Genomic DNA, 22,266 nt, shown 5'->3' with positions numbered 1-22,266 from the left:
GCAGGCGCGAATTGCAATGCCGTTGGTGCCCTTGCGGGAACCGCCCGATCTGTCCGGCCCTGGTGCCACGACAGTCGCTTCAGGGCCATTCGTCCATCACCGGATTTTCCGCATATCGCGGAAACGCCATAATGATGTGCGCAGCAAGTGTTCCGGGCGGTCGGCCGCAGGATTGATAGATAGGGAGATGTCGTTGACGCGACGGGATTTCAAGTCGGACAGAACTTTCATCCGGGGCGCCACTATCGCCCTGCTGATTGCCACCGCAGGGATTGCAGGCTGCCAGACTGGCGACGTCATGAATGGCGGCTACATCTTCGACCAGCAGTCGCTCGATCTGGTGCCGGTCGGCTCCAGCCGCGAGCAGGTGCTGCTGTCGCTGGGCACGCCATCGACGACGGCGACGTTCGACGGCGAGGTGTTCTATTACATCTCCCAGAAGCGTACGCGCCCGGTGGCCTTCATGAAGCCGCACCTGGTCGCCCAGTCGATCCTGGCGATCTACTTCGACAAGGACGGTGTCGTGAAGCAGCGGGCGAACTACTCGCTGAAGGACGGCAAGCCGTTCGACATGATTTCGCGCACGACGCCAACAGGCGGCAAGGACATGACCTTCCTGCAGCAGGTCCTGATGGGCAGCGGCACGGGTGCCAATGGCGCCAAGAACCTGCTGAACACCGTCAACCCGGGCCAATAAGCCCACCAATCAAGACGAAGCCCGCGACGCACTCATGCGCCGCGGGCTTTTTGGTGTATCAGGCTGACCGAGCCAGCACTGCCAGCAGCAGCAGGGCAACGATGTTGGTGATCTTGATCGCCGGATTGACGGCGGGACCGGCCGTATCCTTGTAGGGATCGCCGACGGTATCGCCAGTCACAGAGGCCATGTGTGCCTCCGATCCCTTCATGTGCCGCACGCCATCCTTGTCGACGAAACCATCCTCGAACGACTTCTTGGCATTGTCCCATGCGCCGCCGCCCGACGTCATCGAGATGGCGACGAACAGGCCGTTGATGATGACGCCGAGCAGCGAGGCGCCAAGTGCTGCAAAGGCCGAGGCCTTCGACCCCGATATCAGCAGCACTCCGAAATAGACCACGACTGGCGCCAGCACCGGCAGCAGCGAAGGGACGATCATCTCGCGGATGGCCGCCTTCGTCAGGATATCCACGGCCCGACCGTAATCCGGGCGCTCGGTGCCGAGCATGATGCCGGGCTTTTCGCGAAATTGCCGGCGTACTTCCTCGACGATGGCACCGGCGGCGCGGCCGACCGCTGTCATGGCGATGCCGCCGAACAGGTAGGGAATCATGCCGCCGAAGAGCAGTCCGGCGACAACGTAGGGATTGGCGAGATCGAAGGAAATCGCCCCCATGTTGGCGAAGTAGGGAAACAGGTCGCCATGGGCGGCGAAATATTTCAGGTCGTTGGAATAGGCGGCAAACAGCACGAGGGCGCCGAGGCCGGCAGATCCGATGGCATAGCCCTTGGTGACGGCCTTGGTCGTATTGCCGACCGCATCCAGCGCATCGGTAGATTTGCGGACCTCAGGCGGCAGATGGGCCATTTCGGCAATGCCGCCGGCATTGTCGGTGACCGGACCGAAAGCGTCGAGCGCGACGATCATTCCGGCGAGGCCCAGCATTGCCGTGACGGCGATGCCGGTGCCGAAAAGGCCACCGAGCTGGTAGGTGGCAACGATGCCGCCGATGATGACGATGGCCGGCAGCGCCGTCGATTCGAGCGAAACAGCCAGTCCCTGGATGACGTTGGTTCCGTGACCAGTCACCGACGCCTGGGCGATGGAGACCACCGGGCGCTTGCCTGTCGCGGTGTAGTATTCGGTGATGACGACGATGAGGGCCGTAACAAGCAGACCGACGAGACCGCAGTAGAAGAGGTTGAGGCCGGAGACATCGACGCCGCCGACTGTTCCGATCGAGCCCCAGCCGATGGTGGCCGATGTCGCGATGGCAAGCCCTGCGATCGACAGCAGCCCGGTGGCAACAAGCCCTTTGTAGAGCGCGCCCATGATCGAGCCGTTGGGGCCGAGCTTGACGAAGAAAGTGCCGATGATCGAGGTGATGATGCAGGTGCCGCAGATGGCCAGCGGATAGACCATGGCGACCGGCAGGATGGCGCTGCCTGCAAAGAAGATCGAAGCCAGCACCATGGTGGCGACGACGGAGACGGCATAGGTCTCGAACAGGTCGGCCGCCATGCCGGCACAATCGCCGACGTTGTCGCCGACGTTATCGGCAATGGTGGCCGGGTTGCGTGGGTCGTCTTCCGGAATACCGGCCTCCACCTTGCCGACGAGATCGCCACCGACATCGGCGCCCTTGGTGAAGATACCGCCGCCGAGCCGGGCGAAGATCGAGATCAGCGAGGCGCCGAAGCCGAGTGCCACAAGCGCATCGACGACATCTCGCGAGCCGGGATCGTGACCGAGAATGCCGGTAAGGACACCGTAGTAGACGGAGACGCCGAGCAGAGCGAGACCGGCCACCAGCATGCCGGTGATCGCGCCGGATTTGAAAGCGATATCGAGGCCTGCCGACAAGCTGACAGACGACGCCTGTGCGGTGCGGACATTGGCGCGCACCGAGACGTGCATGCCGATGAAGCCGGCGGCACCGGAGAGTACCGCGCCGATGAGGAAGCCGATAGCCGCCTCGCCCGAGAGCAGCCACCAGGCGGCGAAGAAGACAACGAGGCCGACAATGGCAATGGTTTTATACTGACGCGTCAGATAGGCCTGCGCGCCTTCGCGAATATAGCCGGCAATTTCCTGCATTCGCGCATTGCCCTGGTCGGCAGCCAGCACCGAGCGGGTCGCCCATCCCGCGTAGAGCAGCGACAGCACCCCACATGCAATGACGCCAAAAAGTATAAGCATTCGATCTTCCCTCCCAAAAAGCCGGCGCTTGTCTCCCCCGGCCGCAAAAGGCATCGGTCGCCAACCTCCTCCAAGGATGGCGGCCTTTGCGGAAGGCGAGATTGCGTGCGGGACAACCGCGCGTCAAGACGGGCGGCAGGCAAAAAGCCATGGGTGGCAAAAACAGCAGTCGTTATGCACGGGAGTGCCGAAGATCCTGCAAAGCGAGCCAAATCAGGGCTGAAAAAGCCGGATGGGATGACGAAGAAGCGGCGCGCAGGGGTAGATTTTCGAACTACTACGGCGACTCAGGCGAGAATCACTTCTTCGTCTCGACCCGGACTTGCTTGGCGATGCGGTCGAGCACCGCGTTGACGAGCTTGGGCTCGTCGTCGCCGAAGAATGCCTGGGCGATCTCGACGTATTCGGTGACGATGACGGCCACCGGTACATCCTTGCGATCGACGATCTCGAATGTGCCTGCACGCAGGATGGCACGCACCGTGCTGTCGAGACGCGACAAAGCCCAGTCGTCCTGCAGCGCCTGGCCGATCAGCGGATCGAGATGCGTCTGCTCACGAACCACGCCCGATACGATCGAGCGGAACCAGGAGGCATCGGCCTTCAGGTAGGTTTCGCCGTCGACTTCCTGTCCGAGGCGATGCGCCTCGTATTCGGCAACGACCTCGAGCACGCCGCTGCCGCCGATATCCATCTGGTAGAGCGCCTGTACTGCGGCGAGACGCGCTGCGCCGCGCTGGTTGGCGGTCTTGACCGGGCGCTCGACTTCCTCGTTGCTCATCGCTCAGGCACCCAGCTTCTGCTTGACGGAAATCATCGTCAAGGCGGCGCGGGCGGCAAAGCCACCCTTGTCCTTGTCGCTGCGGCGGGCGCGGCTCCAGGCCTGTTCGTCGTTTTCGACGGTGAGAATGCCGTTGCCGATGGCGAGCGACTCGCTGACGGACAGATCCATCAATGCGCGCGACGACTCGTTGGAAACGATATCGAAATGGTAGGTCTCGCCGCGAATGACCATTCCGAGCGCAACGAAACCGTCATATGCCGTGCCGCCATTGTCGGCGCCGTCAAGCGCCATGGCGATGGTCGCCGGAATTTCCAGCGCGCCGGGCACGGTGATGATGTCGTAGGTTGCGCCGGCTTCTTCGAGCGCATGCTTGGCGCCGTCGAGAAGCGCATCGGCCATATCGTCATAGAAGCGGGCTTCGATAATCAGAATATGAGCATTGGATGAGCTGGACATACGGCACCTGGATCTTGAGTGGCGCGAACGCCTGACATGGCGGGCGTCAAACCATGCCGTATCGCGGTTGGCAAGTGTTTTTCGGTCTCAGACAGGCAATAGAGCGCCCGGAACCGCGCAAGACTGCCCTTCCCGCCCTGGCCGGGTTCCGATAATCTGGTACCACCACAGGGAGTTGTGAATGACAGACACAGACAAGGTTGCCGTCAGCCTCGACGCGCTGCCGCTGGAAGACTGGCAACAGGGCGAATATTACGGCGGCAGCGACGCTTCCTTCGGGGCAATAATCGGGCTGAAGCAACTGGGCATGAGTTACAACATCGTCCCGCCCGGCAAGTCCGGCTGCCCGTTCCACAACCACCATGTCGAGGACGAGGCGTTCATCATCCTCTCCGGGCAGGGCGACTACCGGTTCGGTGCGCGGCGTATTACGGTCAAGGCCGGCGATGTGCTCGGCGCGCCCGCAGGCGGCCCGGAAACGGCGCACCAGCTGATCAATACGGGCGACACGCCCCTCGTCTTCGTCGCCATCTCGACGGTAGCCAGAACCGAGATCTGCGAGTATCCCGATTCCGGAAAGTTCATGGCAAAGACGCGGGTCGGCGACGCCGTGACGAAGCGCTTCCGCTTCGTCGGCCGGGAAGAGAGCAATGTGGATTACTGGGACGGAGAACCCGGCGCATGAGCATGGAAGCAGCGGATGGCAATGTGCCGGTGATGGTCACCGAGCGTCTGGTCCTGCGGGCGCACCGGCTCGACGATCTCGAGGCTTGCACGGCGCTGTGGGCCGACCCAGCCGTGGTCCGCTTCATCGGCGCGGTGCCGTTCTCACGCGAGCAAAGCTGGGCGCGGCTGCTTCGCTATGCCGGGAGTTGGCAGATGCTCGGTTTCGGCTTCTGGGCTATCGAAGAAAGAGAAAGCGGCGCGTTTGTCGGCGAAGCCGGGTTCCTGGAGGCAATGCGTGACATGACACCGTCGATCGCGGGAACACTGGAAACAGGCTGGGTGCTGAACCCCACCTTTCATGGCAAGGGCTATGCGACCGAAGCCGTCTCGGCGATGATCGCCTGGGGCCAGGAGCGCTTCCCCGAGCAGCGCATGACCTGCATCATCGCCTCCGAACACGGTGCTTCCATGCGGGTGGCCGAAAAGCTCGGTTTCGAAAAGGTCACCACCACTTCCTACCTCGGCTCCGAGGTCACGCTGCTGGAACGTGCACGCCGCCTTTAAGACTCAGACGCGCGCCGGCAGCATCCGTCTCAGCACACCGTCGCGCATCAGGTAATGGTGTGCGAGAGCGGCAACGGCGTGCCCACATGCAAGGATGATAATCGTCCAGCCCACGTAATAGTGGATCGAGGAATACCAGTGGCCTAGCTCCTTGTTCTCCCCGATAGGATTGGGAATCGAAAACAGGCCGAAGAACATGAACGGCTCGCCCTGCGCCCAGCGGAAGAGATAGCCGAGCACAATCTGCGCCGCCAGCATGAGGTAGAGCAGATGGTGGACACTCTTCGACAGGATGCGCTGGATACCGGTTTCCAGCGCGGCAAGCTTGCGGCCACCCGTCGAACGCCAGAAGACGCGTGCGATGAAGATCACGCTGAGCAGGATGCCCATCGAAATATGCAGGGACTGCAGGGATTTGCGAAGCGGCGTGCCCCTCGGCAGGTAATCCCAGGTGATCGCGGAGGCGAACAGGGCGATGACCAGCAATGCCGAGAACCAGTGCAGGGTTATTGTCCATCGGTCGTATCGCATAGCGCGCCCGGCTCGGACTGGTGACAAGGATTCGATGGACATTGGATTTCCTGCTTTTACGTTACACGGCGTCGAAGCTACAACGCAGATGAGGCAGACATGGATACAAAGGTCGGATCCCATCGATGCCGCAGTTTTCAAAAATGCGCGTTGATCTGGCGCACCCGCAGCGCCTAACGCAGATTTCTTACGCCAAGATTACGAAATGCAGCGAAAAGGTCGCTTTTTGATGATGACCGCACGCTTCAACCCGCTTGCGCGGCCGGGAACTCTGCCAGTCGCGCGGCGTATCGCGCCATGGTGTCGACTTCGAAATTGACGAAATCGCCGGTCTTGCGCTCGCCCCAGGTGGTGACCTCGAGCGTGTGACGGATGAGCAGAACGTCGAAATCGGTGCCATTCACGGCGTTGACGGTGAGCGATGTGCCGTCGAGAGCAATCGAGCCCTTCGGCGCCACGAATTTGGCGAGGTGCTCTGGTGCGCGCAGGCGATAACGGGTGGCCTCGCCCTCCTCTGTAACCGACAAGATCTCGGCCTTGCCGTCGATATGGCCGGAGACGATGTGGCCGCCGAGTTCATCACCGATCTTCAGGGAGCGCTCGAGATTAATGCGGGTGCCTGCCGTCCAGGTGCCAACCGTTGTCAGGCGAAGGGCCTCTTCCCAGGCTTCCACCTCGAACCAGCGATCGTTGCTTCCGCCTTCGGGAAGACCGGTCACCGTCAGGCAGATGCCCGAATGGGAGATCGATGCGCCCATGGCGATGGTCTGCGGATCGTAGATGGTGGCGACGCGAAGCTTGATGCCCTCCTTCATGGGGGAAACTTCTTCGACGGTGCCGATATCGGTGACAATTCCGGTGAACATCAGATGTCTCTCTCATAGGTGTCGCAGCGATCGTCGCCGTAGACTTCGGTGCCGACATGGGTGAAGCCTGCAGGGATATCGGTGCTTTGAACCGGCGATGCAAGGCCATCCGTGCCGATGGTGATGGGTGCTTGAAATAGCAGGATGCGGTCGACGAGACTGGCCGCGAGAAAACTGCGGATAGTCTTAGCGCCGCCCTCCACCAGCAGCGAGGATATGCCGCGACCGCCGAGCGTCGTCAGCAGCATCGCCAGATCTTTCGGATCCTGATCGAGGATCTCGATGCCTGCATCCCGGAGAGCCGCGCGCCGGTCCGCGTCATTGACGAGCCCGACCGAAATCACAGGTACCTCCCCGGCAGTCTTTGCCAGGTTCGAGGACAGCGGCAGTTCAAGCCTCCGATCAAGCACCACCCGAATGGGAGAGCGGTGTTCGAGACCCGGCGCCCGGCAGGTCAGCAGCGGATCGTCTGCAATGGCGGTACCGATGCCGACGAGGATAGCATCGCTCTCGGCGCGCAGAAGCTGGACTGCAGCGCGGGCTTGCGGACCGGTGATCGCGACCTGTCCCGCACCCAACCTGCCGATCATGCCATCGGCGGAAATGGCAAGCTTGACAGTGACATAGGGACGGCCTTGAGTCTGCCGCATGAGGTAGCCAGCCATCGACCGGCAGCCCTCCGTCTCCAATACGCCGGTCTCGACAGTAATGCCGGCGGCCCGCAGCATCTGGAGACCACGACCGGCGACGCGGGCATCGGGATCACCGACGCTGACGACAACGCGCGAAACGCCTACTGCAATCAGCGCATTGGCACAGGGCGGCGTGCGACCGTAATGGGAACAGGGTTCGAGCGTGACGTAGGCCGTAGCGCCCTGGGCCGACTCGCCTGCTGCGGCCAGGGCCTGCGGCTCTGCATGCGGTCGGCCGCCGAGAGCCGTCACCGCGCTGCCGACAACACTGCCATCCTTGACGATGACACAGCCGACGGAAGGGTTGGTGCTGGTCTGGCCGAGATGCCGGCGCCCGAGGGCGATGGCCTCGGCCATGAAGAATTCATCGGTTGCCGACTTTGGGCCAGTCATCGCTCAGCCGTCCAGTGGATCGCGGGCGATCTTCGCGTTGATCTCGGCGATGACCTTTTCGAAATCCTCGGCATGGGAAAAGTCCCGATAGACAGAGGCGTAACGGACGAAAGCGACATCGTCGAGCGTCTTCAGGGCTTCCAGAACCTGCAGGCCGATCTGCTCGGACGAGATCTCGGTCTCGCCGGAACTTTCAAGACGACGGACAATGCCGGAGACGGCGCGCTCGATGCGGTCTCGATCCACCGGGCGCTTGCGCAGCGCGATCTCGAAGGAACGCACCAGCTTGTTGCGGTCGAACAGAACCTTGCGGCCGGTCTTCTTGGTGACCATGAGTTCGCGCAACTGCACGCGCTCGAAGGTCGTGAAGCGACCGCCGCATTCCGGGCAGATGCGCCGCCGGCGGATGGAGGTGTTATCCTCCGCCGGACGCGAATCCTTCACCTGGGTGTCTTCGGTCCCGCAATATGGGCAGCGCATTTAAATCCCTCAGCCGATGTAGTCGTACATCGGGAAGCGATTGGTCAGGGCCAGGACCTTCTCACGGACGGCAGCTTCGACTACGGCATTGCCTTCGTCGGAGTTGGCGACCTTCAGGCCGTCAAGCACCTCGATGATGACATTGCCGATTTCCTTAAATTCGGCCTCCTTGAAACCGCGCGTCGTGCCGGCTGGCGTGCCGAGGCGGACGCCCGAGGTGACGAAGGGCTTTTCCGGATCGAAGGGGATGCCGTTCTTGTTGCAGGTGATGTAGGCGCGGCCAAGGGCTGCCTCGGCGCGCTTGCCTGTGGCGTTCTTCTTGCGCAGGTCGACCAGCAGCAGGTGGTTGTCGGTGCCGCCGGAGACGACGTCGACACCGCCGGCCATCAGCGTTTCGGCCAGGGTCTTGGCGTTCTTGACCACCTGGGCGGCGTATTCCTTGAATTCAGGCTTCAGCGCTTCGCCGAATGCGACGGCCTTGGCGGCGATGACGTGCATCAGCGGTCCGCCCTGCAGGCCCGGGAAGACGGCCGAGTTGAACTTTTTTGCCAGACCCTCATCATTGGTAAGGATCATGCCACCACGCGGGCCGCGGAGCGACTTGTGGGTCGTGGTCGTCGCCACGTGGCAATGAGGGAACGGCGACGGATGCTGGCCACCGGCAACGAGGCCGGCGATGTGAGCCATGTCGACCATCAGGTAGGCACCGACAGAGTCTGCGATCTCACGGAAACGCTTCCAGTTCCAGGTGCGGGAATAGGCCGTGCCACCGGCGATGATCAGCTTCGGCTTGGTTTCCTCGGCCTTGCGGGCAACTTCTTCCATGTCGAGCAGGTTGTCGCCTTCGCGCACGCCGTAGGAAACGACGTTGAACCACTTGCCTGACATGTTGACCGGCGAGCCGTGCGTCAGGTGACCACCGGAATTGAGGTCAAGGCCCATGAATGTGTCGCCCGGCTGCAGCAGCGCCAGAAAGACAGCCTGGTTCATTTGGCTGCCGGAGTTTGGCTGGACGTTGGCGAACTCGACGCCGAACAGCTGCTTGGCGCGCGAGATGGCCAGCTCCTCGGCGATGTCGACGAACTGGCAGCCGCCGTAGTAGCGCTTGCCCGGATATCCCTCGGCATATTTGTTGGTCATGATCGAGCCCTGCGCTTCCAGCACGGCGCGCGAGACGATGTTTTCGGAGGCGATCAGTTCGATCTCGTGTCGCTGACGACCCAGTTCCTTGGTGATCGCGCCGAAGATTTCAGGATCGGCCTCGGACAGCGGGCGATTGAAGAAGGGCTCGGTGGAAGGATGGGTCATCGTCAAATCTCCGGATCTGGAATGCATGACGTCTTAGCGTCGCGGCCTTGCGAGGGCAAGACGATCCGCGACATTTGCTAGGCAAACCGCGGTGTCCTGCCCGCAGAAACACGAAAGCCGCGCAACGGGGCGCGGCTTTCGTCGAATATTGCATCGTTGAGCTTACTGAACCGGCTTTTCCATGCCCTGCGTCGTATCCAGGGCCAGCTGGGAGTTGCCGTCCAGCTGATAGATGTCGTCGCGGAACTGCACCACGCCATTGCCCGCACCCCAGGCGGAAATATAGGCGAAATAAACCGGAATTTCCTCGGGTAGCTTGATAGGCGTGTTGATACGGCTGGCGATCACACTTTCAATATGCTGGCGCGGCCATCCCGGCGTCTCGGCAAGCAGCCAGACGACGAGATCGCGGACGTTCTGAACGCGCACACAGCCCGAACTGTCGAAGCGCATCAGCTTGTTGAACAGGCCCTGCTCCGGCGTGTCGTGCATATATTCGTTGTTCGGGTTGTAGAAGTTGATCTTGGCAGAGGCCATGGCGTTGTTCTTGCCCGGATCCTGACGGAACATCAGGTTCGGCGCCTTGTCGGCATTCCAGTCCACCGATTCCGGCGCGACTTCCGTGCCCTTGGGGTCGAACAGGCGGATGTTGTTCTTCGCCAGGTATGTCGGATCCTTGCGCATGATCGGCATGATGTCTTTTTCGACGATCGAGCGCGGCGAGGTCCAATAAGGATTGAGGATCACCTCGAAGATCTTCGAGTTAATGATGTGGGTCGGGCGCGCCATACGGCCGACGATCGCCATGTGACGGAGCGCCACCTGGCCGTCCTGCACGGCTTCGACATAGGTCGCCGGAATATTGACCATCACGTGGCGGCGACCGAGGTCTGCCGGGAAGGTCTGGAGGCGGATCAGGTTGGTATTCAGCTGCTGTAGGCGGACGTTTGCCGTCACGTTCAGTGCCTTGACGGTGTATTCGCCAAGACGGCCATCTGGCGGCAGGCCGTGACGGGCCTGGAACCGCTTTACTGCGCCGTCGACATAGGAGTCGAACGCAGGCGACATGCCAGCCTCGCGCGGCAGGTCGCCGGTGATGGCAAGGCGCTGCCGCAGCGTTTCGACGATGGGGTCGGAAACGCCGAGTTGCAGCTTGTTATCGCCGACGTCGATCTGCGGCCATCCGCCGTTTGCTGCAATCGCCTGATACTGGGCAATCGCCTGCTGGATGTTGGAAACCGAGTCCGGGCTCAGGATCGGGGTGTTCGATACCATCGCGGCGGCCGTGCGGGAGGCGGACTTGGCGTCGAACTGGTCATCCCAGGAGCCGCGCCGCGGCGCATTGATGATATCGTCCATTGCCGACTGAGCGAATACCGGGCCTGCCATAGCGACGGCGCCGACGGTTGCTGCCGACCGCAGAAAGGCGCGGCGTGAGAAGTCTACAATTCCGTTTTTCTTCGACATAACCCTACCATTCCACGCCGGCGACGATGATCGTCTGCGGCCAAAAGCGAAATTCTGGAAACACTCGCACTGCATAACGCGGCACGCAGCGATCTGTTGCGTCCACACCGGTCCGAACCTCATTTTTGACCATCACAATTTTGAGAGGTCAAAGCCTTGGCAAACAAGGCATTCGGGCCGGAGGCGCACGTCTGCCATCCCATTTCGCTGTCATACCAATATGGCCGATTCGTGTCGTCAGGCACGGAACTTGCTTGCATGGTCCGACGGCGAAAAATGATCATTCAGTGTTGCTGAAACAAGACGGTCCGCATGCTCATAGTGCATCCGGCATAGGCGTCAATCAGCGACGCGCGGCCCTCATGGTTGCATTCGAAACAAGGTCGCCGGCGTGGCAGAAAATCCACAGCAGGCAATGGTTGGCATCGCCTCTTGTCGTCGCCTGGAAATCGTGCTCATCACTCGTACCAAGAGCTGACGCACGAGGGACTTCGGTCACAATCCTGTTCAGAAGCCTGTCTAGACGAACAAACAATCGAAAGAAGGGATTCGCCATGGCTGAAGAGAATGCGATCGAAACGGAAGAAGGCATGGTGGATTTCGACGCCGGTCAGGGTGAAGCCGCGACCGTCGAGATGGACGACTACACGCGGAGCCTCGCGCAAGCCAAGGCCAAGTCCGTCAAGCTGATCGACGCGATTACCGGCGCGGCCCTGAAGAAGAAGGACGCCGTGCATTTCGACGACCTGCGGCCGTCGCTCGCCGATTTCGTCCGCCAGAAGCATCCGGGCATTCGATCGGACGACTATCTCAGTCGCAAGGCGATGGACGAGTACCGCGGCCAGTATATCGCCGAACTGCTGAAGGACGAGCGCGGCGAACTGTCGACGCTGGAAGACGAAGTCGTCGAGAGCCTGAAGACGCACGACACGCTGGCCGAGAATATCGAAGAAGACTACGAGGACCACCGGTCGATCGGCGATCGCATGTCCGACGTCGTCGCCTCCTTCGGCGGCAGCTGGACCTTTATCATCTCCTTCTGCGCGTTTCTCGCCATCTGGATGCTCATCAATGTCGTCATGGGCGCCACCCAGGCCTTTGACGCCTATCCATTCATTCTGCTCAACCTCATTCTCTCGACAATCGCAGCCCTGCAGGCTCCGGTCATCATGATGAGCCAGCGTCGGCAGGAGGCAAAAGACCGCTTGCGGGCGCTCAACGACTACAAGGTCAACCTCAAGGCCGAGCTCGAAATCCGCCACCTGCATGAAAAAGTCGACCACCTGCTCAATCGCCAGTGGGAGCGGCTGACCGAGATCCAGCAAATCCAGATCGAGATGATGCTGGAACAAGCAAAGGCAGCCGGCCGGGTGCTGAAAGTCAGCAAGGCCAGCAAGGCAAAGACCGTGCGCAAGAAGGTCGCGCCGAAGAAGGCGCCGCCTGCCCCGTTGCCGGACGGTGCGCTGGAATAGAACGGTTGATACTCGAGGAGCCAGCGCACTGCCGGCAAAGTCGGAGGCGTCGCGGTGACATTATTAGCCTCCCTATCGATTTGAATTTACTTTTTGATCGCTTGCCGTCAGAGTTGTCACCGGCAGTCGTCTTTTGGTTCTGGTTCAGAACCCGACAGGCGCGTTGGCGTCACGCTGTATCAGCCGGACACTTGCAATCCTGTCACGGGTAAGTGAACCAAGATGGTGAAAGACCTGCCTTTTTCGACACGGTCGCTCGGAACGGAAACGGGCCGGGCGAAGTTTAAGGTTGGGAGCAGATTGCCCTGCCCTCACATTCACGAACAGGAGATTCCATCATGAAATGGCATGCACCAAAATTCATCGAAGTTAGCTGCGGCATGGAAATCAACCGTTACGCTCCGGCCGACGGCAGCGAACCCGTCCTGTTCTAGGACTGAAGCAACCGGAGCACGGGTTTGACAGATATGCGCTTTCTCGTGCTCGGGACCGCAGCCGGCGGCGGATTGCCGCAATGGAATTGCGGCTGCGACAACTGCAGGCTGGCCCGGGTCAAGGGATCCGGACTGAGCCCGCAGACCCAGTCTTCCGTTGCCGTCAGCGTCGACGGTGAAAACTGGGCCATACTCAATGCCTCGCCGGATATCCGCCAGCAGATAGCGGACAACAGCGCCCTGCACCCCCGCGAACTCCGGCACTCCCCCATCCGTAGCGTTGTCGTCACCAATGGCGATATCGACCACATCGCAGGGCTGCTTGTCCTGCGGGAAAAGCAGGCATTCGGGCTCTTCATGACGGAAGCCCTGGCCGACATCCTGTCTGGCAATCCGGTTTTTTCGGCACTCGACCCCGCATTTGTCCAGCGGCAAACGATCGCTCTCGGCACCCCCTTGCAGCTTCTCCCGGGATTGACGGCAGAGTTGTTCCCCGTGCCGGGCAAGCTGCCGCTATTCCTGGAGGACGACAATCCGGAGATCGGCCTCGAAGGCGAACAGACCGTCGGCATCGAACTTAAGTCAGGAAACCAGCGCGCCTATTACATCCCCGGCTGCGCTGCGCTCACGGAAAAGCTAATGTCCCGTATCGATGGCGCCGATCTGCTGCTTTTCGACGGCACGCTGTTTACCGACGACGAGATGCTCCTCAGCGGTACAGGGCAGAAGACCGGCCGGCGCATGGGTCATATGCCGATTGATGGCGCTGGCGGCAGCCTGGAGGCGCTTTCGAGCGCGACCATCGGGCGAAAAATTTACGTCCATATCAACAATACCAATCCGATTTGGCGACAAGGCCCTGCCCGCGACAAAGTCTATAATGCGGGTTTCGAGGTCGGCCATGACGGCATGGAGATCAATCTTGCAACAAACACCTGACCGACACAGTTTCGAAGATCGCCTGAGGGCCATCGGCGCGGAACGATACCATGACAAGCACCCTTTCCACGTCATGCTGCACGGCGGCGAATGTAGCCTGACACAGGTGCGCGCCTGGGTGATCAACCGGTTCTACTATCAGAGCCGCATCCCCATGAAGGATGCCGCTTTCATGTCTCGCTCGGACAACCCCGATCTGCGCCGCGCCTGGCGCCGGCGGATCGAGGATCATGATGGCGGCATCGAGGAAGGCGGTGGTATCCGCCGTTGGCTGAAGCTTGCCGAAGCCGTCGGTCTCGATCCGGATTATGTTGCATCGACGAGGGGTGTGCTGGCCGGAACCCGCTTCGCCGTCGACGCCTATCTGCATTTCGTGCGCGAGAAGCCGATGCTGGAAGCCGTCGCCTCGTCGCTGACAGAAATGTTTGCACCGAAAATCCACGCCGACCGCATTGCCGGATTGCTGAAGCACTATGCCTTTGCCGACGATCGGGCACTCGCCTATTTTCGCCAGCGTCTCAACGAAGCACCAGAGGAGGTAGCCTTCGGGCTCGGCTATGTACTCGACCATGCCGATACGCTGGAAAAGCAGGATGCGGCCGCAGCGGCACTGACCTTCAAGACCGATGTGCTCTGGTCTCAACTCGACGCGCTTTATTCCGCCTATGTAACGCCCGGCCGCATTCCGCCCGGGGGATGGGATGGCCGCGAGGCGGTCATTGCTTTTTCGCCGGATGATGATTTCCCGAAGGGACAGCGCCTGTGAGCGACCAACAGACAGTCACCATCACCGCCGAAACCGTCATCAAGCTGCCGCGCGGCGTGCGGCTGCACGACGACCCGGTGCGCAAGCAGATGGTGCTGCTGGCGCCCGAGCGGGCGCTGGCGCTCGACGAGATCGCTGTCGCCATCGTCCGCGCACTCGATGGCGTGAAGAGCCTCGATCAGATCGCTGACGGCTTTGCCCGCGATTTCGGTGCTCCGAAGGACCAGGTTCTGGCCGACATCATCGCCTTTGCGCAAGAGTTCGCCAATCGCCGGATGCTGGAGGTCGTCCAATGACCGTCGTCTTCTCAGCGGAAAAATCGATGGCGGAGGCGCGCCGCGTTGCAGCTCCACCGCCTATGGCGCTGCTTGCCGAGCTTACGCACCGCTGTCCGCTCGCCTGCCCCTATTGCTCCAATCCGCTGGAGCTGGTGCGGGCTAATGCGGAGCTCAGCACCGAACAGTGGATCGAGATCTTTCGCCAGGCGGCAGCCATGGGTGTCCTGCACCTGCATCTGTCCGGCGGCGAGCCGGCGTCGCGGCGCGATCTGGTCGAACTGACGCGCGCGGCAGCCGGCTTCGGGCTCTACACCAACCTCATCACATCGGGCGTCGGCCTCACCGAAGCCCGCATCGCCGAACTGGCCGACGCCGGTCTCGACCACCTGCAACTATCGATCCAGGGCATCACGCCTGAAAAGGCCGATCAGGTCGGCGGCTACCGGGGTGGCTATGCGCGCAAGATGGCGGTTGCTGAATGGACGCGCGCAGCCGGCATTCCGCTGACGGTCAACGCCGTCTGCCACAAGCAGAATATGGAAGAGATTGGCGGCATGCTCGATCTCGCCATCGCGCTCGGCGCCCGGCGCATCGAGATAGCCACAGTACAGTTCCACGGCTGGGCGGAGCGCAACCGGCAGGCCCTGATGCCGACGCTGGAGCAGGTGGAAGCGACCAACGCCTTCGTCGATGCATCGCGCAAGCGGCTCGAAGGCACGCTGGTTATCGACTATGTGCCGGCCGACCATCATGCGCGTTTCCCCAAAGCCTGCATGGGCGGCTGGGCGCGCATCGGCCTCAACGTCACGCCTTCAGGAAAGGTGCTGCCCTGCCACGCCGCCGAGACTATCCCCGGCCTCGCCTTCGACAACGCCACGGAGCGGCCGCTTTCCGAAATCTGGTACGACAGCGCCGCCTTCAACGCCTATCGCGGCGACGACTGGATGCAGGAACCCTGCCGCTCATGCGACCGAAAGCACATCGATTTCGGCGGCTGTCGCTGCCAGGCCATGGCGCTCGCCGGCGACCCCGCCGCCACAGACCCCGTCTGCGCATTCTCTCCATTGCGCGGCGAACTGACGGCGCGGGCCAAAGCCGACTCGCTCGCGATCCCGCCGCCGTTTGTTTATCGCGGTCGGTAATGGTGGGCGGTGTGATGATGGTGGACGAGCCTCCAGAGTTCGTCATCCTCGGGCTTGACCCGAGGACCCGTAAAACACTCTGAGGTCGTGGGTCCTCGGGTCGAGCCCGAGGATGACGAGCGACGGGGCCAAGGATTACGAGCTACCTTGCCAGGGACGATATAGGGCACGGCCGGGGGCGGAACCATGCCTATCCCCGGCTTGACCCCTTAACTCAGGGGATAATGCGGGCTTCCCGGAGGCGGGTGAAGAGGTCCGTGAAGCTGTCGTCGGTAGCCTGGTAGTCGAGGAAACCGAGTTTGCGGCTCTTGCTCATGTCGGTCATGACCTCGATGGGGCGGCCGAGATCGGCGTCCGTGTGCCAGGCGGAGGCGAGCTTGTTGATGTCATGTTCCGCAAGACCGTTCTTGGCGGCGATGTCCGCCCAGATCGGTCCAGCATCGGCGAGCTGTGATTCGAGCGTCGTCATTTCGGATGGCAGCGGCTGTGGCTCGATGTCGAACCATCCAGCGATGCGCTGCCACATCCAGCTCCAGCGGAAGACATCGCCGTTGACGACGTTGAAATCCTTGTTCCGAGCTGCATCCGTGGTCGAGGCCCATTCCAGATGGCGGGCGAGCAGGCGGGCGTCTGTCATATCCGACAAGCCGTTCCACTGCATCGGCGAGCCCGGGAAGATGAAGGGACGGCCGGTCGCCTTGCAGATCGAGGCGTAGACGGCAAGCGTCACGCCCATGTTCATGGCGTTGCCGAGTGCGTAGCCGATGATGGTGTGCGGGCGGTCGACGCTCCAGCTAAAGCCATCGGTCTTGGCGGCGGCGAAAACCTCGTCTTCCTGTGCATAGTAGAAATTATCGACTTCGAGGCGACCCTGCTCCTCGCGGAACGGTGTGGCCGGCAGCACGCCCTTGCCGTAGGCCTCGAAAGGCCCGAGGTAGTGCTTGAGGCCGGTGACCAGCGCCACGTGCTCGACCGACTTGTGTGGGCGGAGCGCATCGAGCAGGTTCTTTACCATCGCGCCGTTGACGCGGATATTTTCGAGCTCAGTCGCCTGACGCGACCATGTGCTGAAGAAGACATGGCTAGGCTTCAGGTCGCGCACGGCGGAGGCGAGACTTTCGGGATCGAGCAGGTTGGCGGCAACCGGGCGCAGGCCGGCGATGTCGCTTGCCGGATTGCGGGCAAGGCCTGCTACCTCGAAACCCTTGTCGATGAGATGACGGGCGAGGTTATTGCCGACAATGCCGGTGGCGCCAATGATGAGGGCTGATTTCGTCATGTTTCCAAACTCCTTTTGCTGAAGAGGAAATAGGCAATTTGCGCAGGCTCTGCTAGAAGGCACCGTTAAGTGCCATAGCCACCGGGAGGTGCCCATGAAAGACGAGATACCGACCCACGAGGAAGACTGCGCGCCCCGCCGGGTGCTGGAGCTCTTCAGCGTCAAGTGGACGAGCATGGTGCTGCACGCACTGCATACGCTGCACGGCGGAACCTGCCGCACCGGCGTTCTGCAGCGCAGCCTGCCTGGCATCAGCAAGAAGATGCTGACGCAGACGCTCCGAGAGATGGAAAATGACGGGCTGGTTACCCGGCAGGTGTTCGACGTTGTCCCGCCGCGCGTCGAATACAGCCTGACGCCCCTCGGCATTGAGTTCGTCGAGCCGATCGAGATGCTCTATAACTGGGGAAAAGCCCATTCCGGCGCCCTCGACCAATTGGCATCCAGACCGAAATCGCGCCGCCGCGGCTAGCTGCAGATTGGGGCGAGCAGCGTCGGAGCCGGCCGAAAAAAGCACAAAAAATCGGCCGGACAGCTAGATAATGCAAGAATTCTGCCACCCGTGCAGAACGAAGGTATCGCTTGGCCTCGCTTACTGGTAGCACCACCGGAACCGCATCGGAGCTATCATGACCCTCGACGAAAAATACCTGATCATCGTAAATGCCTTTCAGAACAGCCGTTTCGGCGCCTCGCCGACCTCCACCCGCGGCGCTGTCCTCAATCATTCCAAGAAGCACGGCCTCGAAGGCGAAGATTACGCTGAAGCCCTGACGGCTGCCATTGCCGCCGGCCTCGTCGCACCGATGGCGGATTCGGCGTTGACCATCCGCAATGCCGGTCGCGCCCTGATGACCAAAACTGCAAGATAACATTTTGCGAAAAGATGGTCGCGCCGGGTGAACACCTGCGGGCGCGACCGCACATCCCTGCACCGTCGCGCCCTTCAGGCACCAACTGGAGGTCTCTGCCGGGTCATCTGGGATAACGGCCCGTCAAAATTTGCAGATGGCACGTGATCAGTCCGACGCCGAGATAGCATTGTTTTCGTTACGTTTCTGTGACGATCTGGCGGCGAAAGGTAAAACGCTGCATTTGGAATTCGCGAACAATCGAGAGGCGATATAAATCTGTCGCAGTGGCAGCGGTAAATATCGCCAATGCTACCAGGAGACCTGTGGCCGACTGGAGTCGTATGCGAACGACGGAGAATTGTCGGATGTTTTTTATCTTTGGCGGATTGCCCGGCAGCGGGAAAAGCACCATCGCCCAAGCCTTGGCAAGCCGGACCAAGGCGGTTTACCTGCGCATAGACTCCATTGAGCAGGCAATTCGTTCTGCCGAGATTTTACCGCAAGGCAAGGATGTGGGTCCGGCCGGCTATTTGACGAGCTACCGCCTCGCTGCAGACAATCTCGCCCTCGGCCAATTCGTGATTGCCGACTCTGTCAATCCTGTCGAAATAACCCGTGCAGCCTTCAGGGACATCGCAGCAGAGGTAAAAGTGAGCTTCATCGAGGTCGAGGTCGTATGTTCCGACCCGGAGATGCATCGGCATCGTGTGGAAAGCCGACCGTCAGCTGTCGAAGGATTGAAGCTGCCGACCTGGGAAGATGTTGCGCAACGTCAGTACGAGCCATGGGATAGTCCGCACCTCAGCCTCGACACCGCCCACCTCTCCGTCGACGAAAGCATTGCGGCAATCTTAGCAGCCATGCCTGACGCTGCACGGAAAAGTTTTTCGCTCTGAGGGGAAGACCCTCCGGGCTCAGCCCGCCGGGATCTCGTCTTCCCCGCACAAATGCCAGCAGGCGCAACCATGCGTCACCGCATGATTGCGCCCTCAGGCACCAACTGGAGGTCTCGGTCGGGCCATCTGGGATAACGGCCCGGCAGATTTTACAGGCGGTACATGATCGAGTCGTTCCAGAAGCGGTCGAGGCGCTGCAGGAGCTTGTTCATCTGAGTGAATTCGTCGGTGCCGATGCCGCCGACCTTGTCGATGGAGCCGATGTGGCGCTCGTAGAGTTTGGCGACAGTCTCGGCGATGTCCTGACCGCTGTCGGTCAGGCTGATGCGAACAGAGCGACGGTCGATACGCGAGCGCTGGTGATTGATGAAGCCGAGATCGACGAGCTTCTTAACGTTATAGGAAACGTTCGAGCCCAGATAATAGCCGCGTGAGCGAAGTTCGCCGGCGGTCAGTTCCGAGTTGCCGATGTTGAAAAGCAGAAGTGCCTGGATGGCGTTGACGTCGCTGCGACCCTGGCGGTCGAACTCGTCCTTGATGACATCAAGGAGACGGCGGTGGAGACGCTCGACCAGGTGCAGCGATTCCATGTAGAGATCGCGGATGGCTTCGACCTTGACGTCCTGGACGGGAGACACGGCCTGCGGCTTGATTTTCGTGTTCATGATGACTGCCTCACTGTTTTGTTTGGCGGTGTTGGTTTTCTTCCCGCCTTGAGACAGACACTATCGAATACACATAAAATTCTACTTAAACTGCAGGCTTAACAGCACCTTACCAAAGGCCCGATGTGTCTCAGGGTAAATCAACGGTTACACTTTTGCGGCGCTGCCGCTTCTCCACGTAGAGCATGACGCGAAAAATGCAGTAGAGAATGACCACTGCGGCGTGCAGGATCATCACCAGCGGATTGCTGCCGAACACCTCCGGCCACACCCCGTACATCAGCGCCTGGCCGCCTGCGGCGCAGAGCCAGATGACCGGTCCCCAGGACACCGTCAGCCACAGGCCGAGAGCTGCAACGGGAAAAACGACGGCAAGGCCTGCGCCGGCGACCTTCCAGGGCAGACTCAGCAAATCGAAGCGGCCCTGGCCAGCCAGAGAATAGCCCACCAGCATCGACCAGTATTGCAGCCCGAACCATAGGCAGGACACGGCGATCAGGCGCAGGAAGACGATGAACAGGATGTCCAGGACGCTGCGTTTCGGAATGGCGGAAGAATCATGTTTCATGAGCAAATCATAGGCAGGCAATCGGCACCTCGCCAGCGGCTTGATGGCTGCGGCCTTTCGTCTGGTTTTATTTTGCATCGCCACCATGCTAATGAGCGGCCTATACAAGGACAGAGATAAAGGACGACCGACATGTCGGACAAGACCCACCTGGTGGACGAGATCACCGGCCATCGGCGCATGCGCCGCAATCGCAAGGCCGACTGGACCCGTCGCATGGTGCAGGAAAACCGGGTGACAGTCGACGATCTCATCTGGCCGATCTTTCTCATTCCCGGTAACGGCATCGTCGATCCGATCACGGCCATGCCCGGGGTCAACCGCATGACGATAGACAAGGCGGTCGAGGCCGCCAGGATGGCCGCCGATCTCGGCATTCCGGCGATTGCCACTTTTCCAGACGTCGAGATGGCACTGCGCGACCAGACGGGCTCACAGAGCCTTGAGGCGAACAACCTGATCAATCTCGCAACCAGAGCCATCAAGAGGGAGGTTCCCAACATCGGTATTATCACCGACGTGGCGCTCGACCCTTTCACCAGCCACGGCCATGACGGCATCCTGCGCGATGGCGAGATCGTCAATGACGAGACGGTGGACCAGATCGTCCGGGCGGCCATCGTCCAGGCCGATGCCGGCGCCGACATCATTGCTCCGTCGGACATGATGGACGGCCGCATCGGCGCAATCCGCCGCGCGCTGGACGCCCACGGCCACCAGATGGTCGGCATCATGTCCTATGCGACGAAGTTCTCCTCCGCTTTCTATGGCCCCTACCGCGAGGCGATCAACACCGGCGGCCTGCTGAAGGGCGACAAGAAGAGCTATTACATCGACCCGGCCAACGGCACCGAGGCCTTGCGCGAGGCGACCATGGACGTCGAGGAAGGCGCCGACATGCTGATGGTGAAGCCCGGCCTGCCCTACCTCGATATCTGTTGGCGGCTGAAGGAGGCGTTCGGCCTGCCCACCTATGCCTACCAGGTCTCAGGCGAATACTCGCAGATCAAGGCGGCAGCGATGAACGGCTGGATCGACGGCGACCGCGCCATGATGGAAACCCTGCTCTCCTTCAAGCGCGCCGGATGCGACGGGATCCTGACCTATTTCGCCATCGACGTCGCCAAGGCGCTTGCCAAGAGGTGAGCGCAGTCTGGCTTTCGGGAGGGGCCGCTGATTGCTGTGGCGTCGCGATGACGCTAGAGGGGCATGCCCCTCACCCTCGCCCTTATTGCGGGGGCGGTTTTCTTGGCGCTCTTGCGATTTCCCGGCGGCCATACCATATCTCTGACGACGTAACCGCGGAGCACGATGATGTCGTTGAACCCTAGCCCAATTCCCGCCGTACAGGACGACTGGCGCACCTATAGCGGCGTTCTCAGCCGCCGCGTGTTCGCGTTCATCCTCGATTACTTCATCGTTGCCCTGCTGTGCATTCCGGCCGGGATCCTGCTGTTCATCGTGTCAGTGGCCACGCTTGGGCTCGGATTCTTCCTGTATCCGGCGTTGTTCGTCATCGTTGCAGGCTTGTACTTCGGCATGACTGTCGGCGGGCCAGCGCAAGCGTCGCTCGGGATGCGCTCGGTCGGCATCGGCATGCGCCGCATCGACGGGCAGCGCATCGATTTCATGACGGCGATCGTCCATCTTGTGCTGTTCTGGATCCTCAACTCGGTACTGACGCCGCTGGTGCTGCTCGTCGGCTTGTTCACCGATCGCAGCAGGCTCCTGCACGACCTGCTGATCGGCACGGTGACCGTACGCTCGATTTGAGGCGGATCGGGCCTATATCATTGCAGAATTGAAGTTTGTTTCGCAGAAGCGACAAAACGTCAGCCCGGGAGCAATTCCCGGTGTTGACGTTTC

The 22,266-nt window shown here is 61.1% G+C and carries 26 protein-coding genes; 14 read left to right on the top strand and 12 right to left on the bottom strand.

Annotated features, from left to right (window positions below):
* Window positions 1-187: 187 nt before the first annotated feature.
* Window positions 188-697 carry an outer membrane protein assembly factor BamE gene (locus EQW76_RS15975; RefSeq protein ID WP_142829569.1) on the top strand — a complete coding sequence of 170 codons (510 nt, stop codon included), beginning with the start codon at window positions 188-190 and terminating at the stop codon, window positions 695-697.
* A 58-nt stretch (window positions 698-755) separates the two neighbouring features.
* On the opposite strand, the gene EQW76_RS15970 is transcribed toward EQW76_RS15975, so the two are convergent.
* The 3 genes from EQW76_RS15970 to ribH all read right to left on the bottom strand — a co-directional run bounded on the left by EQW76_RS15970 (window position 756) and on the right by ribH (window position 4,140).
* On the bottom strand, window positions 756-2,900 hold the full coding sequence (locus EQW76_RS15970) for a sodium-translocating pyrophosphatase (RefSeq protein ID WP_142829570.1): 2,145 nt from the start codon (window positions 2,898-2,900) through the stop codon (window positions 756-758).
* A 298-nt stretch (window positions 2,901-3,198) separates the two neighbouring features.
* Window positions 3,199-3,681, bottom strand: coding sequence for a transcription antitermination factor NusB (gene nusB / locus EQW76_RS15965; RefSeq protein ID WP_111220519.1), 483 nt, complete (start codon window positions 3,679-3,681; stop codon window positions 3,199-3,201).
* A gap of 3 nt (window positions 3,682-3,684) precedes the next feature.
* Window positions 3,685-4,140 carry a 6,7-dimethyl-8-ribityllumazine synthase gene (gene ribH, locus EQW76_RS15960; RefSeq protein ID WP_142829572.1) on the bottom strand — a complete coding sequence of 152 codons (456 nt, stop codon included), beginning with the start codon at window positions 4,138-4,140 and terminating at the stop codon, window positions 3,685-3,687.
* 181 nt (window positions 4,141-4,321) lie between these two features.
* Between ribH and EQW76_RS15955 the strand changes: the two genes are divergently transcribed.
* Both EQW76_RS15955 and EQW76_RS15950 read left to right on the top strand, forming a co-directional pair.
* The gene (locus tag EQW76_RS15955; protein ID WP_142829574.1) at window positions 4,322-4,825 is read left to right on the top strand and encodes a cupin domain-containing protein; all 504 of its coding nucleotides are present in this window, start codon (window positions 4,322-4,324) and stop codon (window positions 4,823-4,825) included.
* A complete protein-coding gene (locus tag EQW76_RS15950; protein ID WP_224128265.1) occupies window positions 4,822-5,370 on the top strand; it encodes a GNAT family N-acetyltransferase in 549 nt (182 codons plus the stop codon). Before EQW76_RS15955 ends, EQW76_RS15950 begins: the two co-directional genes overlap by 4 nt.
* 3 nt (window positions 5,371-5,373) lie before the next feature.
* Here EQW76_RS15950 and EQW76_RS15945 read toward each other — a convergent pair whose 3' ends face one another.
* The 6 genes from EQW76_RS15945 to EQW76_RS15920 form a co-directional block, all read right to left on the bottom strand.
* Window positions 5,374-5,943: a cytochrome b gene (locus EQW76_RS15945; protein ID WP_142829576.1), complete on the bottom strand. Its 570-nt coding sequence runs from the start codon at window positions 5,941-5,943 to the stop codon at window positions 5,374-5,376.
* A 203-nt stretch (window positions 5,944-6,146) separates the two neighbouring features.
* A complete protein-coding gene (locus tag EQW76_RS15940) occupies window positions 6,147-6,767 on the bottom strand; it encodes a riboflavin synthase (protein WP_142829578.1) in 621 nt (206 codons plus the stop codon).
* Window positions 6,767-7,852, bottom strand: a complete 1,086-nt coding sequence (ribD, locus tag EQW76_RS15935) for a bifunctional diaminohydroxyphosphoribosylaminopyrimidine deaminase/5-amino-6-(5-phosphoribosylamino)uracil reductase RibD (protein WP_142829580.1) — start codon at window positions 7,850-7,852, stop codon at window positions 6,767-6,769. The genes EQW76_RS15940 and ribD overlap by 1 nt, the downstream gene beginning before the upstream one ends.
* 3 nt (window positions 7,853-7,855) lie before the next feature.
* A complete protein-coding gene (gene nrdR, locus EQW76_RS15930) occupies window positions 7,856-8,332 on the bottom strand; it encodes a transcriptional regulator NrdR (protein WP_111220512.1) in 477 nt (158 codons plus the stop codon).
* Between the two features lie 9 nt (window positions 8,333-8,341).
* Window positions 8,342-9,640: a serine hydroxymethyltransferase gene (gene glyA / locus EQW76_RS15925; protein ID WP_142829582.1), complete on the bottom strand. Its 1,299-nt coding sequence runs from the start codon at window positions 9,638-9,640 to the stop codon at window positions 8,342-8,344.
* 162 nt (window positions 9,641-9,802) lie between these two features.
* Window positions 9,803-11,107, bottom strand: a complete 1,305-nt coding sequence (locus tag EQW76_RS15920) for a L,D-transpeptidase family protein (protein ID WP_142829584.1) — start codon at window positions 11,105-11,107, stop codon at window positions 9,803-9,805.
* A 554-nt stretch (window positions 11,108-11,661) separates the two neighbouring features.
* On the opposite strand from EQW76_RS15920, the gene EQW76_RS15915 reads away from it, so the two are divergent.
* The 6 genes from EQW76_RS15915 to pqqE all read left to right on the top strand — a co-directional run bounded on the left by EQW76_RS15915 (window position 11,662) and on the right by pqqE (window position 16,138).
* The gene (locus EQW76_RS15915; protein WP_142829585.1) at window positions 11,662-12,579 is read left to right on the top strand and encodes a DUF1003 domain-containing protein; all 918 of its coding nucleotides are present in this window, start codon (window positions 11,662-11,664) and stop codon (window positions 12,577-12,579) included.
* 338 nt (window positions 12,580-12,917) lie between these two features.
* Window positions 12,918-13,013 carry a pyrroloquinoline quinone precursor peptide PqqA gene (pqqA, locus tag EQW76_RS15910; protein ID WP_111220508.1) on the top strand — a complete coding sequence of 32 codons (96 nt, stop codon included), beginning with the start codon at window positions 12,918-12,920 and terminating at the stop codon, window positions 13,011-13,013.
* A 33-nt stretch (window positions 13,014-13,046) separates the two neighbouring features.
* On the top strand, window positions 13,047-13,952 hold the full coding sequence (gene pqqB, locus EQW76_RS15905; RefSeq protein ID WP_142829908.1) for a pyrroloquinoline quinone biosynthesis protein PqqB: 906 nt from the start codon (window positions 13,047-13,049) through the stop codon (window positions 13,950-13,952).
* Window positions 13,915-14,718: a pyrroloquinoline-quinone synthase PqqC gene (pqqC, locus tag EQW76_RS15900; protein ID WP_142829587.1), complete on the top strand. Its 804-nt coding sequence runs from the start codon at window positions 13,915-13,917 to the stop codon at window positions 14,716-14,718. The genes pqqB and pqqC overlap by 38 nt, the downstream gene beginning before the upstream one ends.
* Window positions 14,715-15,014, top strand: a complete 300-nt coding sequence (gene pqqD / locus EQW76_RS15895) for a pyrroloquinoline quinone biosynthesis peptide chaperone PqqD (RefSeq protein WP_142829589.1) — start codon at window positions 14,715-14,717, stop codon at window positions 15,012-15,014. Before pqqC ends, pqqD begins: the two co-directional genes overlap by 4 nt.
* Entirely contained in the window at window positions 15,011-16,138 is a 1,128-nt protein-coding gene (gene pqqE, locus EQW76_RS15890) for a pyrroloquinoline quinone biosynthesis protein PqqE (RefSeq protein WP_161990954.1), read from the top strand. The genes pqqD and pqqE overlap by 4 nt, the downstream gene beginning before the upstream one ends.
* A gap of 214 nt (window positions 16,139-16,352) precedes the next feature.
* Here pqqE and EQW76_RS15885 read toward each other — a convergent pair whose 3' ends face one another.
* Window positions 16,353-17,417, bottom strand: a complete 1,065-nt coding sequence (locus tag EQW76_RS15885; protein WP_142829591.1) for an SDR family oxidoreductase — start codon at window positions 17,415-17,417, stop codon at window positions 16,353-16,355.
* A gap of 94 nt (window positions 17,418-17,511) precedes the next feature.
* Between EQW76_RS15885 and EQW76_RS15880 the strand changes: the two genes are divergently transcribed.
* The 3 genes from EQW76_RS15880 (at window position 17,512) to EQW76_RS15870 (ending at window position 19,167) form a co-directional block, all read left to right on the top strand.
* Window positions 17,512-17,889, top strand: a complete 378-nt coding sequence (locus tag EQW76_RS15880) for a helix-turn-helix domain-containing protein (RefSeq protein ID WP_143122971.1) — start codon at window positions 17,512-17,514, stop codon at window positions 17,887-17,889.
* A gap of 157 nt (window positions 17,890-18,046) precedes the next feature.
* Window positions 18,047-18,289, top strand: a complete 243-nt coding sequence (locus EQW76_RS15875; RefSeq protein WP_111220501.1) for a hypothetical protein — start codon at window positions 18,047-18,049, stop codon at window positions 18,287-18,289.
* A 347-nt stretch (window positions 18,290-18,636) separates the two neighbouring features.
* On the top strand, window positions 18,637-19,167 hold the full coding sequence (locus EQW76_RS15870) for an AAA family ATPase (RefSeq protein ID WP_142829912.1): 531 nt from the start codon (window positions 18,637-18,639) through the stop codon (window positions 19,165-19,167).
* A 149-nt stretch (window positions 19,168-19,316) separates the two neighbouring features.
* On the opposite strand, the gene EQW76_RS15865 is transcribed toward EQW76_RS15870, so the two are convergent.
* Both EQW76_RS15865 and EQW76_RS15860 read right to left on the bottom strand, forming a co-directional pair.
* Window positions 19,317-19,832, bottom strand: a complete 516-nt coding sequence (locus tag EQW76_RS15865; RefSeq protein ID WP_142829595.1) for a MarR family winged helix-turn-helix transcriptional regulator — start codon at window positions 19,830-19,832, stop codon at window positions 19,317-19,319.
* A 130-nt stretch (window positions 19,833-19,962) separates the two neighbouring features.
* On the bottom strand, window positions 19,963-20,400 hold the full coding sequence (locus EQW76_RS15860; protein ID WP_142829597.1) for a DUF6163 family protein: 438 nt from the start codon (window positions 20,398-20,400) through the stop codon (window positions 19,963-19,965).
* 132 nt (window positions 20,401-20,532) lie between these two features.
* Here EQW76_RS15860 and hemB point away from each other — a divergent pair, with 132 nt between their 5' ends.
* Window positions 20,533-21,546, top strand: a complete 1,014-nt coding sequence (hemB, locus tag EQW76_RS15855) for a porphobilinogen synthase (protein ID WP_143122970.1) — start codon at window positions 20,533-20,535, stop codon at window positions 21,544-21,546.
* 168 nt (window positions 21,547-21,714) lie between these two features.
* Complete coding sequence (locus EQW76_RS15850; RefSeq protein ID WP_111220496.1) at window positions 21,715-22,173, top strand: RDD family protein; 459 nt, start codon at window positions 21,715-21,717, stop codon at window positions 22,171-22,173.
* The last annotated feature ends 93 nt before the right edge of the window (window positions 22,174-22,266 follow it).

This window comes from Rhizobium sp. rho-13.1 (assembly GCF_007000305.1).
Classification (GTDB): Bacteria; Pseudomonadota; Alphaproteobacteria; order Rhizobiales; family Rhizobiaceae; genus Rhizobium; species Rhizobium rhododendri.
This window is presented reverse-complemented; position numbering and strand designations above follow the sequence as displayed.